Origin of the sequence: Arthrobacter sp. B1I2 (assembly GCF_030816485.1) — a bacterium.
Taxonomy (GTDB): domain Bacteria; phylum Actinomycetota; class Actinomycetes; order Actinomycetales; family Micrococcaceae; genus Arthrobacter.
In genome coordinates this window covers 3207921-3222823 of record NZ_JAUSYC010000001.1, presented here as the reverse complement: position 1 = coordinate 3222823, position 14903 = coordinate 3207921, and the positions used below count along the sequence as shown (strand labels likewise).

The window sequence follows — 14903 nt, the reverse complement described above, 5'->3', positions numbered from 1 at the left end:
CGGACCACAGTAGGGCCGGGCGCCCCTCAGAACAAGCCGGCTGCGGAACGCCGCACTTCGGCAGCCAGGCGATGCGCCCTTCCCGGTGTCCGTCCGTCTTCCTGGCGGCGGGGGATGTAGCCAAAGCCCAGCCCGTAGGACGGGTCGGCAAAACCGAGCGCCGCATTGGCGCCTTCGTGGCCGAAGGCCCGGTGGCTGCCAAAGTTCCGTGACGGATGGGGTTTCATGAAGACGACGGCAAACGCATTGTCCAGGCCGGAAGACCGGTCCAGACCCCACACCTGTTCGCGGGTCATTGCCTGGACCGTCCGGGCTGCCAGGAACGGCTGGCTGCCGTCGACGCCTGTGGTTGCTGCCGCGTACAACCGTGCCAGGCCATCGGCGGATCCAACCCCGCCGGCAGCGGACATCCCGGCTGCCCGCACCGAGCGGATGTTTGGCAGTTCCATGATGGTGCTGACGGGCGCGTTGCTGTTAAGGCCTTCGAGGCTGAGCGGGTCAACCCAAACCTGGCCGGGATCTTCCGCGTAGATGACATCCCGGTACCGTGGCTCCTGGTCCTCCGGCAGTCCCAGGAAGAAATCCACCTCCTGAGGCTTCCGGATCCGGCGGTCGTAAACATCCTGAAGTGCTTCGCCTGTGATGCGGCGGCAGAGCTCCTCCATCAGGATCCCAATGGTCAGGGCATGGTAGCCGAACTGCCGTCCTGGCTCCCAGGCGGGAGCGGCGGCGGCAAGGCGGGCTGCGGCCGCTGGTGTGGTGAACTCGTCCAGGCCGAAGCCGCCCTCAACGCCCATCAGCCCCGCCTGGTGCGACAGCGCCTCCCTGACCAGCAGCCTGTCCTTTCCCTGCGCAGCGAACTCCGGCCAGTAATGGGCGACTGTTTTGTCCAGGTCGAGGACATCATCCTGGACAAGCAGGGCGATGACCATCGCGGCAACGCCTTTGGAGCAGGAATAGGCGCCGGTCAGGGTGTCTGCCGCCATGTCCGGTCCGCCTGCCAGGCGAACCACCGGCAGTCCGTTGCGGTAGGCGGCCACCTGGGCGCTGTAGCGGGAATCCCCGGCCAGGAAGGACTCAAACAGGGCGAGGACGTTTTCGTACCCCGGGGCTACAAAACCAAGCGAAGTCTGCATGCCCTCCAGTGTAGGAGGAAAGCGGTTTCCTCCCAGGGGATTGGGCTCAGCGCGAGGCTCCGTGTCCCGGCGCAACCTCCTCGCCTGGCCGGACCGGCCCCGGCGGCGTGCCGTCTCCGAATGGCCGGCCACCCAAGGACTCCCTGCCATGGTCCTCCAGCCAGCTGCCCAGATCGGGGCCGGCCGGAACGATGCCGGTGGGATTGATGTCCTCGTGCACGATGTAGTAGTGCCGTTTGATCTGCACGAAGTCGGTGGTGTCCCCGAAACCCGGGGTCTGGAACAGGTCCCGCGCATAGCCCCACAGATTCGGCATCTCGCTTAGCTTCTGCCGGTTGCACTTGAAGTGGCCGTGGTAGACGGGGTCGAACCTGGCCAGCGTGGTGAACAGACGCACATCTGCCTCGGTGATGGTGTCGCCCACCAGGTAGCGCTGCCCCGACAGGCGGTCCTCAAGCCAGTCCATGGCCGTCCACAACCGTTCGTACGCGGAATCATAGGCTTCCTGGGAACCGGCGAAACCGCAGCGGTAGACGCCGTTGTTGACCTCGGTGAAGACGCGCTTGTTCACCTGGTCGATCTCATCGCGGAGGTGTTCCGGATAAAGCTGCGGAGCACCGGACCGGTGCAGCCCGGTCCACTCAGTCGAGAAGTCCAGGGTGATCTGGGGGAAGTTGTTGGTCACCACTTCACCACTGCGTATGTCCACGATGGCAGGCACAGTGATTCCCCGCGGGTAGCCGGGGAAACGTTTGAAGTAAGCCTCCTGCAGGCGCTCTATTCCAAGGACCGGATCCACTCCGCCTGGATCCAGGTCGAACGTCCAGGAACGCGCATCGTGGGTGGGTCCTGGCTGGCCCAGGGAGATGGCTTCTTCCAGCCCCAGAAGCCTGCGGACAATGACTGTCCGGTTCGCCCACGGGCAGGCCCTGGCGGCGATGAGCCGGTAGCGCCCCGCTTCCACCGGCCACCCCGGCTCACCGTTGCTGCCCGGGCGGGCGTCCCTGGTGATCCGGTCCTCGATGTAGTTGGTGTCCCGGGTGAACTCCGCGCCGCCCGTCACATAGGCTCCACGGGTGCTGTGCGCGTCGCCGCCGGTCGTTGTTGGGGTGCTGTCCGTTTCCTGGCTCATGGCACAAGCCTATGTGCCACCGTTCTGTTCCAGGCCTCTGATCTAGGCGCCGTTCAACAGAATTATCGAGACGGGCTGCCAGGCAACCAGCCACGCGGCGGCGACCAGGATGGTGAACAGGGCAATCCAGATGCCGGACGGAACAGATGTGGCGCGGTACAGGAGGTAGGCGTCGGAGCTGCCAAGACTCCCGCGACGGCGGAGGTGGACGTTCGTGAGTTTGAGCAGGTCGCGGACAGCAGCCACCAGGAGCGCAAGGCCGAAAATGACGGCCACGTGCCCCGCGACTGATGCCGGTGCAAGGAACGCAAGGGCAGCCGAACCGGCGATGGCGGCGGTGGTGATTACGAAACCGGCAAGATTGCGGAGGAAGAGGAGCGAGGCGGCCAGGACCAGCGCGCTGGCCGCCATGGCTGCAGGGCCCCATCCGCTGAGCCCGCACCAAACGAAAGCGGCACCAACCATCGCCGGGACCGGGTATCCCCAGAAGCAGGACCAGGCAGCTGCCAGCCTGCTCCGGCTGTAGGTGGTGGTGGTTCCGGAATGGTCAAGCCGAAGGCGGATTCCGGACAACCGCTGCCCCGAGGTCACGGCCGCAAACGCGTGGCCCAGCTCATGGGTGGCGGTGGCCAGGAGCCCGAAGTAGCGCCAGCTGCGGCGGGGTATGGACAATGCGACGGCGGCAACCAGGGACAGCAGCATCTCAACCCAGGTAATGCGGGGAACATCTGCTTGCGTGAACACCGAGGCCAAGGTGTTCCACAAGCTTGCGGGGCTGTCCAACGTAGCCTCCTGGCTGCGGGTCGACGTCGTAGGTATTTTGCCTAACGCTACGCAGTCCAGCTGGGTAATGGCTTAAAGCCGAAAGGCACGCCGTTTGTGGCGTGCCTTTCGGCTTTGGATGGAACGCCGGGCGTCCCTGCCTGCAGGAAGGTTCTTGACTAGCCTTCACATTCGGTGCAGTAGCTGTGGCCGTCTTTCTGACGGGCAATCTGCGACCGGTGGCGGACCAGGAAACAGGAGTAGCAGGTGAACTCGTCCTCAGCCTGCGGGATGACCTGGACTACGAGCTCCTCGGCGACAAATTCGCCGCCAGGGACGCCGGCGCCGTCCAGCCCGTCAGCCTCGTCCAACTCCTGCACAACACTGCGGGCGTCGGGAGCATTTGCTGACTGGAGCTGCTCGAGTGAGTTGTCCTGCGATTCCTTGACGTCGGAACGCAGTTCATCGTAATCGGTTGCCACTTTGGGTGCTTCTCTTTTCTTTGATTGGCTTTCGCGTATGAAACGTACAGCATCAAGCCGGTATTCCCCAACAGGGAGAGTAGATCTGCCGCCTGCTGGGTAAAGGTTCAAGGGAGCGGCCGCAGGTTGGTAACCGCCGTGCGGCCGCGTGGGCAGCAGAGGGACAGCGGTGCTGGTCCCTCTGCATGACGGAAGGGGCAGTGTGTGGAACAACTCACCGCAGAGTTCGGCGGCGCAGGACAAATTGGCGTGGGCGTCGGTCCGGTGCTTGAGAAGTTCATCGACGTGTCCAGGATCGTTGTCCTGCGCGGTGGAGGCTTGGGCGACCTGATTTTCGCCATCCCGGCAATGGCTTCATTGAAGGCGGCTTATCCGGGTTCAACCATCACCTTGCTGGGCACTCCGGTCCACAAGGCACTCCTTGGGGCGCTGACAAGCCCGGTGGACGAGGTGGTGGTCCTGCCCTTTGCCGAAGGAGTCCGGCCAGGTGAAGAGGATCCGGATGAACTGGACCGCTTCTTTGCGGAAATGCGCGGCCGCAACTTCGACCTGGCTGTCCAGCTTCACGGCGGCGGACGGTACTCAAATCCCTTCCTGCTGCGGCTCGGCGCCCGCCACACCGTAGGGACCCGGACCGCCGACGCAGCAAGCCTGGAGCGCACCATTCCCTACCTCTACTACCAGCACGAACCACTCAGGGCTTTGGAAGTGGCTGGGTTCGCCGGCGCCTTCCCTGTCGATCTTGAAGCGCGGCTGTCACCCGCTGACGGGGGAGCACCCCATGAAGCCGGCGACGGCGACGCCGGCCAACCGCTGGTGGTGATCCATCCCGGCGCCACCGACCCCCGCCGTCGTTGGCCTGCAGACAAGTTCGCCGAACTTGCGGCCTCCTGCGCGGCCGACGGATCGCGGGTGGTCATTGTGGGGGACAGCAGTGAGCAGGACCTCGCCGAGGGGATTGCCCGCCGGGCTGCGTCCACAGCTGTCCGTTCCCTGGCCGGCGCTCTTGACATGGCGGGGCTCGTGGCGGTGCTGGCGGAAGCCGCCGTCGTGGTGGCAAACGACAGCGGTCCCCGGCACCTTGCCCAGGCACTTGGCGTGCCCACGGTCGGCGTTTTTTGGGCCGGCAACGTGATCAACGCCGGAGCACTGGGCAGAAGCCTTCACCGCGTGCACGCCTCCTGGGTTACGGCCTGCCCCACGTGCGGCATAGACGTGACTCAGGTCGGCTGGACAGCACCCCGCTGCGTCCATGATGACTCCGTTGTGGCGGGCATTGGAGTGCCGGAGGTGTACGAGGATGTCCGCAGCCTCACGGCTACGCAAGTGGCAAAGCAGGACGCATGAGCACGGAGACTGTGGGATTGTCCGGTGACCCGATTGCCGCTGATGGGAAACCGGAGCTCCTTGTCCTGCGCGCCTTGAAGCTGGGGGACCTGCTGGTGGCCGTACCGGCACTGAAGGGCATCCGGCGGGCGTTTCCAGAGCACCGGCTGCGCTATGCGGCGCAGGGGTGGCTGTCAGAGGCCCTGGGGCTGGTGGGCGGCTACGAGCTGCTGCCCACCCACGGCCTGGACGAGCCGCTTTCAATGGACCCGGGCGTGGTGGACGTGGCCGTCAACCTGCACGGCAGCGGCCCGGAGAGCCAGGGCCGGATTGAGGCGCTGAAGGCCCGCCAGACCGTTGGCCATCGGAGCGCACACCGGGACGGTCCCCCGTGGCGGCCGGAACTCCACGAGCGCGAGCGTTGGGTCAGGCTCCTCGAATGGCATGGCATAGAGGCAGATCCGATGGATGTGCAGCTTAATACGCCACACATTCCCAGCCCCGTTCCCGGCGCAACCGTCCTGCATGTGGGTGCGGCCTACGGCAGCCGGCTGTGGCCCGCCGACCGCTTCGCGGCGGTGGCTGCTGCATTAACAGATGCCGGGCACCAGGTCGTGTTCACCGGCGGCACGTCGGAACGGGAACGCGCCGAGGAAGTGTGCCGCCTCGCAGGACTCCCCGGCACCACCGTGCTGGCCGGGGTGCTGGGCCTGGGGGAGTTCGCGGCCACGATTGCCGCCGCACGCCTGGTGGTCTCTGCCGACACGGGGGCCGCCCATCTGGCATCCGCGTACGGTACTCCTTCGGTGGTGCTTTTTGGTCCGGCCCCACCTGAAATCTGGGGACCGCCGCCGGGGCCGCATGTTGTCCTGACCCGCGCTGAACTGCGGCGCGGGGACACGTTCGCAGCCGAGCCGGATCCCGCGCTGCTCGCTGTCCAGGTGCCCGATGTCATGGCTGCTGTCAGGGGGCTGGGAGTGCTCTAGGCGCTGGGGATTCTGCGCCTCATTGATGTGTTCAGCAGGGGGTCGGCCGGGGCACCCCGGGTCTAAAATTGTGTGCATGAGCACTGAGCTGGAAATCGCCTTGGTGTTGGGGACGGCGTTCCTTTGGATTATTGTGGCGCTGGCCATCCTGTCCGCCATTGACCGCCCCGAAAGGAAAGCGCGGCGGCAGCAACGGCGCAACATGCGGATGGAGCGGCGGATTGACTACCGTCCCGTCGCTGCGGGTTCCCTTCCCCAGGGACGGACCCGGCAGCCACGGGCGCGCGGGCTGCATCCGCACTGACGACGGCGGTACTTGCCGGGTGCCTCGGCGTGAAGCAACCGGCAAGGAACCCGCGCGCGGCCAGGCGCTCGCCGTCGTGCGCTTAGGCAGCCTTGGACGTCTTTTACGGCAGGGCGCGGGGCCGCTTCAGGATGCGGATGCGACGTCGATGAGCACCTTTCCGATTGTTCCCTGTTCCACTGCGTCATGGGCTGCGGGAGTCTCCTCCAGGGCGAACCGCGTCAGTGGCAGACCATGTTCTTCGCCCACGCGGAGCGCACCGGCGGCGAGTGCCTCGGCGACGGCGGCCACCGCGTTCTGTTTCTGCTCGTCCGTGACCGTGTAGGTGAGGACGAACTGATAGCGGACGTTCCTGGTCATGCTCTCGCGGATCGGAACGGTGAGCGATTCTCCCGGGTTCGCCGCATAAATCGAGATGGTCCCGCCGGGCTTGAGAACGTGCAGGTCGGCCTCGATATTCGCCGGGGCGTTGACGTCCACAATGATGTCCACCCCATCGGGGGCCGTCTCGTGGACGGCGTGGACGACGTCGTCCTTCCGGTAGTTGATGACCTTGCCGGCGCCGGCGCGGAGGGCGAGCCCGGCTTTCCGGTCTCCGCTGACGGTGGTGAGGACGGCAGCGCCCGCCCACTTTGCGAGCTGGATGGCTGCGTGGCCTACGGCGCCTGCACCGCCGGTGACCAGCACGGTTCGACCCGCAAGGGCACCGGGGGAGAGCCTGGCGGGGCCGTCCTCGTTCGACGTCAGGGCCCGGTGTGCTGTCAGGGCGGGAATCCCCAGCGAGGCACCGGTGTCGAAGGATTCGGCGTCCGGAAGTACCACGGCTTTGTGGGCGGGCACCACGACGTATTCCTGTGCGGTACCTTCGTTGCTGCCCCAGGCGACATCCCAGAGCCATACACGGTCGCCGACGTCGAAACCCGTCACTCCGGAGCCCAGTTGGTCGATGACACCGGCTCCGTCCTGGTTTGGAACCTTGGGAGCGTCCAGCTTCCTGCTTCCACTCCCGGACCGTGACTTCCAATCGGTTGGGTTCACGCCGGACACCACCAGCCGGACCCGGACCTCGTCCGGGCCCGGCTCCGTCAATGCCTTGTCCTGGAGCTTCAGCACCGATGAGGGGCCTGTTGCTTCGTACACGATTGCCTTCATGCCTTCTCCCATGTCCGGATGCGCATCCCTTACCGCTCCAACCTACCGAACACCCGCGCTGCACCGGGACGCAGGCAGGGAGACCCGGCTGTCCTGTGCGTGACCCCTTCCGCCGTCGACGTTCGTTCTTACCGGAGGCAGCCTGTGGGATGTTGGCCGGCTTCCCTAGAACCGGTCAGTACCACGGAGCCGGCGGGGGCGGCCGTCCGGGTCAACGATGAACCGGTAGACGGGATCGGCCCAGAGACGGTGGAGGGGCGGTACAGGTTCGGTGGCATGGTGGCGCACCTGCCCGGCCGGACGGGGCGTACGGCGTCCGGATCGGTGCCATTGGTCCAGGGCGTCGGCTGCGGAATTCCACAGCTGGAGTCCCGCCGCGCCGACGGCGTGGAGCTGGGGGTCCTGCTGGTCAAGGCCTAGGTGCTCGGCCCAGAGCTGGAGCCTCAGCTCCCTGGCGAGCGGCTGGCGCAGGGAGGTGCCAGTACCTGCGGGCGGGATGTCGCCCGCAGATGTGTCGATCACTGCGCAGGTGAGTTCGCTGTCAGTGGTCCAGGACCGACGGTTGAAGTTGTCTGATCCGCAGGTGAACCAGATGTCGTCGATGATGCAGATCTTGGCGTGGACATAGATCGGCGTACCCTCGCTGTTTTCAAGATCGAACACGCCCACCCTGTCCGGCGCGGCCCGGCGGAGCATGCTGATGGCGCGCAGCTGCCCCAAGCGCTTGGGTGGTCCGCCAAGGAGGCCATCAGAGTCCGGGTACCTGGGCACCACGATGATCACGTTCAGCCGGGGGTTGCGTTCCAGGGCGTCTGCGATTCCCGCTGCGACCTCGGTTGACCACAAATACTGGTCCTCGATGTAAATGAGCGAACGCGCCTGGGCGAAAGCCTTGGCGTAAGCCCGTGCGATGCTCCGCTCCCCGTGCGGTGCGAACGGGAATGGCGGATGCTTCAGGCCGTAGGTGCGCAGCAGCTGCACGGCGTGCGGACCGGCCGGTGGTGGGGGCGGAGCGGCCTCCGGGAGCGGTTCGGGGTGCCTGGGCATCCGGGCCAGGCGCTGCAAGAGCATCCGGTAAGGGGTCCGCCGGTCCAGCGGGTGGGGGTCGTTCCACCGTTCCGCGAACACAGCCAGCACATCTGCAACCACGGGGCCGCGCAATTCCAGGGCGGCATCGTGCCATGGGGGCCGCTGCCTGTAACGGGAATCCATCGTTACCGCCTGGGGGTCACCCGCGTGGCCGGCGTCGTCACGACGGCTGTGTGACAAGTCCAGCCCGCCCACAAACGCCACATCAAGCGAGGGGTCTGCACGACGGCGGATGACCACCAGTTTCTGGTGATGGGAGCCGAAGAGGCGCACCCGCTGATCCAACAGCGCCTCCCCGCCGGAATCGTTGATTTTCCGGCTGAGAAGTTCGTTGGAGCGGCCGCTGATAGGGGCCGAGATCCGTTCCCCATGGGATCTCCAGACGAGGCCCCGCACTTCCACACCAGACCCGGCCAACCGGGCGAGCAACCCGCCAATTGTCGTTCCGCCGGGTTCCAGCTGCTCGTCAGCATCGCCCCGCCAGTCGGTAAACCACACCCGGTCTCCCGGCTGCAAAGCCGACAGCTCCTCATGCAGCCTGGAAAAGTACGCTGCTCCATGGACCAGCGGACGGACCAGGTTGCCTTCTGACCAGGATCCGGATCCTGCGCCGCCCGCCTGGACATCCGACGCAGGGTTTCCCCGCTCACCCCGATTCAAAAACCACTTGCCAACCGTGCTGTCCACTCGGCGCTCCTTTCGGGGCCCGGGGACCAGGCCGCTGCGGATTCCAAACTAGCCTACGGCGGCGCATAAACCTGCCGCTCTGCTGGGACCGCGCCGAACAAGCCTAAGAGCAAGCAGCGCGCCGCAGCTGCGTCGGGAATAGGCTTGTCCAAGGCCGTTTCATATAGCTCCCACCTGCAACGAAAGAACGAGTCAGAACCATGTCACTGAAGGAAAAGCTGAAGGGCGACGTCATCGTCCATATGAAGTCCGGCAACAAGGTGGGCCTGACCACGGTTCGGAACGTCCTGGGCGAAATCGAAACGCGGGAGAAGTCCGGCAAGACCCCGGTGGAGCTTGACGACCTGCAGGTCACTGCCCTGCTGCAAAAAGAGGCCGCCAAGCGCCGTGAGACCGCCGCAACCTATTCGGCGGCCGGCCACGATGACCGGGCCCAGGCTGAGATCGCCGAGGCTGAGATCATAGAGGCCTATCTGCCCAAGGCCCTGACGCGCGCGGAAGCCGAGGCCATCGTCGACGAGGTGATCGCCGGTTTGAAGGCCGGCGGTGCCGACCTGACGATGCGCTCCATGGGCGCCGTCATGAAATCGGTGACTCCCAAAATTGCCGGCCGCTTCGACGGCAAGGCCGTCAGCGAGATCGTGAGGGCCCGCCTGGCGTGACCTGATCCTTCGGGTGTTTGGCGCCACCACTTACAAAGCTTTTGAATCCGGAGGAGCTGCCCGGGCGACTTGGCCTTTCGCTGCGCATAATTCGGTAGATGTAAACCTCGAAATGTGCGGAGGTGGGAGACTGTGACCATGAGCATCCGGGAGTGGTGGCCAAGGCTTGAGCCCTCAACGCAACAATGGTTGATCGACAATAACGGCGACGTCATTCCCCCACAAATCTTTGCCAGGATTGTGGGGGCTGGAGGGCCTGCAGCAGGGGATCCGTGGTGGCGTGAAGATGGAGAATCAGAGGGGCCTCTTCTCCCTGATGAAGCCGTTGGTTGGGTCGAGGAGACCGCCAACAACGAAGACCAAACCTAAAGTGCCAAGCATAGAAAATTGCCGCGTGCAGGGATTTTCGGGCTGGCCGGCCCCTTGAAGTCAGGGGAAGGGGCGCGCCCCGTTCGCTGGGCGCGCTTCCCGTAGGGAATCAGAAGTGGCAGACATGCCGTCCAGAGACCGCTGTGCATCCCAGTCTCATGTCACCGTGTCTGCGTGCCGGTGGGCCACCTTCCACTCACCGTCTTCGCGGCGGTAAACCTGGGTGACCCGCAGGGTGTAATTGCGTGGTTCCCCGTCCACCGAGACCGAGGTGTGTTCCAGGCCCGCGGTGTAGGCCATGTCGCCAGAGACATCGTAGGCCAGCAATTCAAACCTGAACGACGTGCAATTGGAGAATTGTTTAGCAAGGCCGGAGAACAACTCATCCAGGTCCTTCCGCCCGAAAGCGCTACGCCAAGCGCCCAATACACCAACTGGTTCGGTGCCGGACCAAATAGCCCTGCGTGGGCCGCTATTGCCGTTGTGAATGGCTAGTTCCGCCTCGTAAAGAGAAGTCCTCACCCAAGCCAGGAAGTCGTCGGTGTCAGCCATGCCTTAGTATGCGCTCCACGATGAGCTGACGCGAGGACTAACACTTCCTGTGGGCGCGCGAGAAACGATCCAGGCCGGAACCGATGACGGCACTTGTGGGTGTTCCCCTTGGAATGGTCATCGTGGGTATTCTGGGGCCCGTTCTTTTGCTCCGGAGTCTACGCCCGATCCTGGTTTGCGCCGGGATTGTGGCCATGGGCGACGTCGCGCAGTTCATCACGCCAAGAGCGCTGAAAAAGCTCCCCGACAAGTACCGGCACGAGGCCGAAGAGGACAACAGCGTCTAGGGCTGGAGATTTCCGATTTGTATCGCGACCCCTGGCGCGCTGATCGTGCAGGTCCTCAACTACTTCCCGCTGACCGCCCCGATCACCGCACTGCTGCGCAACGCGTTCGGCACCCTGTTCGGCGGCCTTCGGGCTCAGGCCGGGGCACCCTGCAGTGGCCAGCTTCAGCCGCGAACCCGCCTGATTCTCAGCCTGTGCCGACGTGTCGGGATCTTACCCGTTACTCCACCGACGTCGTGCCAGGGCCTGTAGGAGAGGCTGCCGGGGCCAGCGGTAGGGGGAGCCGAAGCTACCAGCGACGACCCGCGCCGACGACGGCGCAACCGTACGAGCACGAATACCGTCAAGCCAATCCAGGCGGAGGCAGCACAGAAAATCAGGATCAACGACGCAGTCGTGCTCATGGCTAAGTTTAGGTGCGGCGCCGGGGCTTTGGCCTGCTCGGTTCCGAAGGGTTACGGACCCGTAATTGCAGGGGTAGGGGCTGTTACCCTTTCATGATCTGTGGCCGGAAACGCACGGCTGGAAAGCTCGTGAGGACCTCGTTTACCAGCATCCCGACGTCACGCGATGGCTACGCGTTCCGACATCAGCGGGTCAGCGGCCACAGGCGTCAGCTCTGCCGTAAGGATCCCGTAGCATCCGAAAGTCGGTCCTGTAGGCCGCCGGAAAGTAGGACGTGCCTGCCTGACCATTCCGGTCGTGATGCTGCCTGTGGAAGACTTCGGCCATGAGGGATGCCCGGGCGCGAATTCTTCCCCTCCTCCGCCAAGGTGAGCGACTGTTGTGGGCTGGCCAACCGGATCCCCGGGTTCGTGTCACCGGCGCGGACGCCTTTCTGGTGCCGTTCAGCATCCTGTGGGGTGGCTTCGCGATCTTTTGGGAATTCATGGCGGTCACCACGGCTAAACAGCCCTTTTTCGTGCTTTGGGGCATTCCTTTCGTCGTGGTTGGCCTCTATTTCATCTTCGGCCGGTTCATCATGAAGGAGCGGCGGAAGCTGGTCACCGCTTATGGGCTCACGGACCGCCGGGCGATCGCCTGCACAGGGGACAGGGTCCGTTTCGGAGGCCCCGTCAACGGTCTGCCCACCAAAGTCGATCGGGCCAAAGAGGGCCGGCACGTTGGTATGACGTTCGGGTATCAGGGCCTGGGAGGGCTTCTTGGCATGTACCAGAATACCGGGGTGGACTTCTTCAGCCTCGGCCTCGGCCAGACTGTCGCCTTCTACGATGTCGAAGACACCGAAGGACTGCTCAATTCCATGGACGAGTCCAGGGTTGGTTAGGGCCAGCCAATGGGCTCGGACCCTCGCCTGGATTCTGGTCGTCCTCGCCTCGATGGTCGTGATCGGGTACGGGATCTCGCGGCCGCCGCTGGTCACACGCCCGCGGCAGCCCTGTATGGGTGACCGTCTGCGTAGCCTTGCCGGCAGTTTTCGTGGGCTGGGCGGCTCTGGTGAACCCCTACAACCTGATGCGCCACCTCGCGGCCGTTGTAGCCTTCCCGCTGCTCTGGGCGGGGTCACCGAGGTCATCTGGGCACGCAGACGCCGGCAGCGGGGCTGAACAAGGCTCCATTGATTAGTCGGGGGCTGCCGTGGGCCAACTGCTTTGCGGCGTTGGAAGTGCTTGGGCGGATTTTGACAGTATTTTGCAGATCCCCTCTTGAGCGATGACTTCTCGACGGTGACGGCCAGGAGACCATGCAGGCGACTTTCCGACACTGGTCCCCGAAGATGCCGTACACATAAAATACGAATTGCCCTACCGATAGAAAGAACACCGTGAAGCAGAGTATTTTCGCCCGCGTTGCCCAGCTCGCCAAGGCTAACCTCAACGCCCTCCTGGACTCCGCGGAAGACCCGCAGAAGATGCTGGACCAGATGGTCCGGGACTACTCGGAGAATATCCGTGAAGCCGAGGCCGCCGTCGCCCAGACCATCGGCACCCTCCGCATGGCCGAGGACGACCACGCCCGCGCCGTGACCGAGGCCAACACCTGGGCCAGCAAGGCGATCGCCGCTTCCCGCAAAGCCGACGAGTTCCGTGCCGCCGGGAACAGCGTGGACGCCGACAAGTTCGACAACCTCGCCAAGGTCGCCATCGGACGGCAGATGAGCGCCGAATCCACCGCCAAGGCCCAGGAACCGAACCTTGCCGCGCAGAACAAGGTCGTCGACCAGCTCAAGCAGGGCCTGGGCCAAATGCGGGGCAAGCTCGTGGAGCTGACCGCCAAGCGCAACCAGCTCGTCAACCGCGCCAGGGTCGCCGCCGCCCAGTCCCAGGTCCATGACGCCCTCAAGGCCCTGGACGCCGGAGATCCGACTTCTGCGATCGGCCGGTACGAGGAGAATATCCGCCGCCAGGAAGCCACGGTCCGCGGCCAGCAGGAACTCGCTGCCTCCTCACTGGAATCCCAGTTTGCCTCCTTGGAAGACCTCGGAGAGCAGACCGAAGTGGAGGCACGGCTCGCCGCGCTGAAGTCCATCGACCGCAAAGCCATCGACTACTAAGGACATACCGCCCACAGGTCCTGGAGACAACGTGGGCTGGTAACCGGGACCGTCGAGCCCGGCCGGCATTTGCATTGCGCCTGTGCTGCTCTTCGATGAGTCAGGAAACTGCATGCCGAAGGGCAGTGCGATATGGCTTGCCGCACTCCTTCGCGCGCCGGATGCCTAGCTGCCGGTCACCCGCACTCCGCCCACTGCCCCTGTCCAGGGTGTATCTCCGGGGCTGGGCAGGGATAGGTGCGCGGAAACATAGCCCTGTTGAAGTGTGATGACTTGTGAAGTGGATCCTGGGCAGTCCACTGTGAGCTCGACGGGCCAGAGTGTGACTTTGGGATTCTCCTGACGGACGAAGATCCTGGCGTTGGGTGCACCAACGCAGGCAGCAGCGACGGTGTACTGGCCGGCCGCAGGCACCTGTTCCGTCATGCCAAAACCCCTGGCAGGGCCGTCCAGTGGACCCTCTTGAAACAGGAGGACCGGCCCCGGCACGGCTTTAAGGAGCCGGTCCAGTTCCTGATAGTTCCTGGCTCCGCGCTCAAGGACCAGAGTGTCACTGGGTGGTGTAGCGGATTCCGTTGTCAGTGAAGGTTCAGGTGTGGCCGTACCGTCAGTTTCGGGAGCTGGGGCGTGCGCTGGATCGGGGTAGTCATAGGAGCATCCGGCCGTTCCGGCTATCGGGACCAGCAGGCACAGGGGAAAGGCGAGCCGGCGCAAAAAGCCTTTCATTGCCACACTTCCATGGTGGCCATGACCACCGTTCGAAGCAACCGCGTCCGCTCAGCACACGCCCGCCGATTCCCTCGTCCTGTAAGTGCCGGGGAGGACCATGGAGTCATGACGGCCCCATCGGTGGAGGCAGCAACCCATGAACTGATGGACCTCGCCTGGAATCTGGTCTACGACCTGCTCGAAGGCCGGCGACTGCCCGGTGACAGTTCGGTCGTCGAGGAGTTCACCGACATCCACTCCTGGCTGGACGGTCCCACAAAGCTACACCGTGGTTTACTCCCGCGAGGTTGCCGTGCTGTTCTGGGTACCCGGCCGGTGGACGCCATCACCTTCCACCAGGCACGTCGAACACACTGAGGACGGCAGCAGCCTGTATAAGCGGTGTCTCCGGTGCGGCAAGGATGACGACAGCGGCGGCGGAGGGCGCGGCAACTTCAGCGCCAGCATAGGACCTGCAGGAGGAGGCGGGGGGAGGCTGAACAGCCGCCCTGCCCCCCACGTTGGTCGATGCGCTGCGTCTGCAGCCACACGCCCAGGCGGCGCTCTTCCTGGTCGTCGGTTTTGTTGTGCCAGGGGAGGTCACTACCGCAGCGGTTCGTCGTTCGGCTGGACGGCCTGGCCGTTGCCCCTGGGCTACTGGACGAGGTGTAGACGCTTCTGAGGACATGGGAAAGGCGCGCCCCGTTCGCTGAGCGCGCCCTTCGATTCTCCCGTTCGCAGCCGTTCGCATTCG

17 protein-coding genes are annotated in these 14903 nt (G+C 64.7%); 9 read left to right on the top strand and 8 right to left on the bottom strand.

The window, feature by feature from the left end; translation table 11 throughout:
* Positions 1-26: 26 nt before the first annotated feature.
* From QFZ57_RS15080 to QFZ57_RS15065, 4 genes are all read right to left on the bottom strand, one after another.
* Complete coding sequence (locus QFZ57_RS15080) at positions 27-1136, bottom strand: serine hydrolase domain-containing protein (protein ID WP_306900788.1); 1110 nt, start codon at positions 1134-1136, stop codon at positions 27-29.
* Between the two features lie 46 nt (positions 1137-1182).
* Complete coding sequence (locus QFZ57_RS15075; RefSeq protein ID WP_306900787.1) at positions 1183-2268, bottom strand: glutathione S-transferase family protein; 1086 nt, start codon at positions 2266-2268, stop codon at positions 1183-1185.
* A 42-nt stretch (positions 2269-2310) separates the two neighbouring features.
* On the bottom strand, positions 2311-3051 hold the full coding sequence (locus QFZ57_RS15070; protein WP_306900786.1) for a M50 family metallopeptidase: 741 nt from the start codon (positions 3049-3051) through the stop codon (positions 2311-2313).
* Positions 3052-3209: 158 nt separating this feature from the next.
* Complete coding sequence (locus tag QFZ57_RS15065; protein ID WP_018761323.1) at positions 3210-3512, bottom strand: DUF4193 domain-containing protein; 303 nt, start codon at positions 3510-3512, stop codon at positions 3210-3212.
* A 204-nt stretch (positions 3513-3716) separates the two neighbouring features.
* On the opposite strand from QFZ57_RS15065, the gene QFZ57_RS15060 reads away from it, so the two are divergent.
* The 3 genes from QFZ57_RS15060 (at position 3717) to QFZ57_RS15050 (ending at position 6128) form a co-directional block, all read left to right on the top strand.
* Complete coding sequence (locus QFZ57_RS15060) at positions 3717-4859, top strand: glycosyltransferase family 9 protein (protein WP_306900785.1); 1143 nt, start codon at positions 3717-3719, stop codon at positions 4857-4859.
* Positions 4856-5824, top strand: coding sequence for a glycosyltransferase family 9 protein (locus QFZ57_RS15055; RefSeq protein ID WP_306631145.1), 969 nt, complete (start codon positions 4856-4858; stop codon positions 5822-5824). The genes QFZ57_RS15060 and QFZ57_RS15055 overlap by 4 nt, the downstream gene beginning before the upstream one ends.
* A 76-nt stretch (positions 5825-5900) precedes the next feature.
* Entirely contained in the window at positions 5901-6128 is a 228-nt protein-coding gene (locus QFZ57_RS15050) for a hypothetical protein (protein ID WP_306900784.1), read from the top strand.
* A 126-nt stretch (positions 6129-6254) separates the two neighbouring features.
* Here QFZ57_RS15050 and QFZ57_RS15045 read toward each other — a convergent pair whose 3' ends face one another.
* Positions 6255-7280 (bottom strand): NADPH:quinone reductase, encoded by a 1026-nt coding sequence (locus QFZ57_RS15045; protein ID WP_306631143.1) that lies wholly within the window; start codon positions 7278-7280, stop codon positions 6255-6257.
* A gap of 165 nt (positions 7281-7445) precedes the next feature.
* Positions 7446-9056: a phospholipase D family protein gene (locus QFZ57_RS15040; protein WP_306900783.1), complete on the bottom strand. Its 1611-nt coding sequence runs from the start codon at positions 9054-9056 to the stop codon at positions 7446-7448.
* A 200-nt stretch (positions 9057-9256) separates the two neighbouring features.
* Here QFZ57_RS15040 and QFZ57_RS15035 point away from each other — a divergent pair, with 200 nt between their 5' ends.
* Together QFZ57_RS15035 and QFZ57_RS15030 are read left to right on the top strand one after the other, a co-directional pair.
* Complete coding sequence (locus QFZ57_RS15035; protein ID WP_306631141.1) at positions 9257-9718, top strand: GatB/YqeY domain-containing protein; 462 nt, start codon at positions 9257-9259, stop codon at positions 9716-9718.
* 138 nt (positions 9719-9856) lie between these two features.
* Positions 9857-10087 (top strand): hypothetical protein, encoded by a 231-nt coding sequence (locus tag QFZ57_RS15030; protein WP_306900782.1) that lies wholly within the window; start codon positions 9857-9859, stop codon positions 10085-10087.
* Between the two features lie 156 nt (positions 10088-10243).
* Here the strand turns inward: QFZ57_RS15030 and QFZ57_RS15025 are convergent, their stop codons facing one another.
* Entirely contained in the window at positions 10244-10639 is a 396-nt protein-coding gene (locus QFZ57_RS15025) for a DUF4440 domain-containing protein (RefSeq protein ID WP_306900781.1), read from the bottom strand.
* 83 nt (positions 10640-10722) lie between these two features.
* On the opposite strand from QFZ57_RS15025, the gene QFZ57_RS15020 reads away from it, so the two are divergent.
* From QFZ57_RS15020 to QFZ57_RS15010, 3 genes are all read left to right on the top strand, one after another.
* The gene (locus tag QFZ57_RS15020; protein WP_306900780.1) at positions 10723-10926 is read left to right on the top strand and encodes a hypothetical protein; all 204 of its coding nucleotides are present in this window, start codon (positions 10723-10725) and stop codon (positions 10924-10926) included.
* Between the two features lie 730 nt (positions 10927-11656).
* Positions 11657-12214 carry a hypothetical protein gene (locus QFZ57_RS15015; protein ID WP_306900779.1) on the top strand — a complete coding sequence of 186 codons (558 nt, stop codon included), beginning with the start codon at positions 11657-11659 and terminating at the stop codon, positions 12212-12214.
* Positions 12215-12712: 498 nt separating this feature from the next.
* Positions 12713-13441 (top strand): PspA/IM30 family protein, encoded by a 729-nt coding sequence (locus QFZ57_RS15010; protein ID WP_306631136.1) that lies wholly within the window; start codon positions 12713-12715, stop codon positions 13439-13441.
* A 165-nt stretch (positions 13442-13606) separates the two neighbouring features.
* On the opposite strand, the gene QFZ57_RS15005 is transcribed toward QFZ57_RS15010, so the two are convergent.
* Positions 13607-13867 (bottom strand): hypothetical protein, encoded by a 261-nt coding sequence (locus tag QFZ57_RS15005; RefSeq protein WP_306631135.1) that lies wholly within the window; start codon positions 13865-13867, stop codon positions 13607-13609.
* Positions 13868-14275: 408 nt separating this feature from the next.
* Here QFZ57_RS15005 and QFZ57_RS15000 point away from each other — a divergent pair, with 408 nt between their 5' ends.
* On the top strand, positions 14276-14527 hold the full coding sequence (locus QFZ57_RS15000) for a hypothetical protein (protein WP_306900778.1): 252 nt from the start codon (positions 14276-14278) through the stop codon (positions 14525-14527).
* Positions 14528-14903: the final 376 nt, after the last annotated feature.

Excerpts from the sequence above, each read along its gene's own strand:
- QFZ57_RS15080 (WP_306900788.1), bottom strand. The coding sequence starts at position 1,136 with ATGCAGACTTCGCTTGGTTTTGTAGCCCCGGGGTACGAAAACGTCCTC.
- QFZ57_RS15075 (WP_306900787.1), bottom strand. The coding sequence starts at position 2,268 with ATGAGCCAGGAAACGGACAGCACCCCAACAACGACCGGCGGCGACGCG.
- QFZ57_RS15055 (WP_306631145.1), top strand. The coding sequence starts at position 4,856 with ATGAGCACGGAGACTGTGGGATTGTCCGGTGACCCGATTGCCGCTGAT.
- QFZ57_RS15050 (WP_306900784.1), top strand. The coding sequence starts at position 5,901 with ATGAGCACTGAGCTGGAAATCGCCTTGGTGTTGGGGACGGCGTTCCTT.
- QFZ57_RS15045 (WP_306631143.1), bottom strand. The coding sequence starts at position 7,280 with ATGAAGGCAATCGTGTACGAAGCAACAGGCCCCTCATCGGTGCTGAAG.
- QFZ57_RS15035 (WP_306631141.1), top strand. The coding sequence starts at position 9,257 with ATGTCACTGAAGGAAAAGCTGAAGGGCGACGTCATCGTCCATATGAAG.
- QFZ57_RS15030 (WP_306900782.1), top strand. The coding sequence starts at position 9,857 with ATGAGCATCCGGGAGTGGTGGCCAAGGCTTGAGCCCTCAACGCAACAA.
- QFZ57_RS15025 (WP_306900781.1), bottom strand. The coding sequence starts at position 10,639 with ATGGCTGACACCGACGACTTCCTGGCTTGGGTGAGGACTTCTCTTTAC.
- QFZ57_RS15020 (WP_306900780.1), top strand. The coding sequence starts at position 10,723 with ATGACGGCACTTGTGGGTGTTCCCCTTGGAATGGTCATCGTGGGTATT.
- QFZ57_RS15015 (WP_306900779.1), top strand. The coding sequence starts at position 11,657 with ATGAGGGATGCCCGGGCGCGAATTCTTCCCCTCCTCCGCCAAGGTGAG.
- QFZ57_RS15005 (WP_306631135.1), bottom strand. The coding sequence starts at position 13,867 with ATGACGGAACAGGTGCCTGCGGCCGGCCAGTACACCGTCGCTGCTGCC.
- QFZ57_RS15000 (WP_306900778.1), top strand. The coding sequence starts at position 14,276 with ATGACGGCCCCATCGGTGGAGGCAGCAACCCATGAACTGATGGACCTC.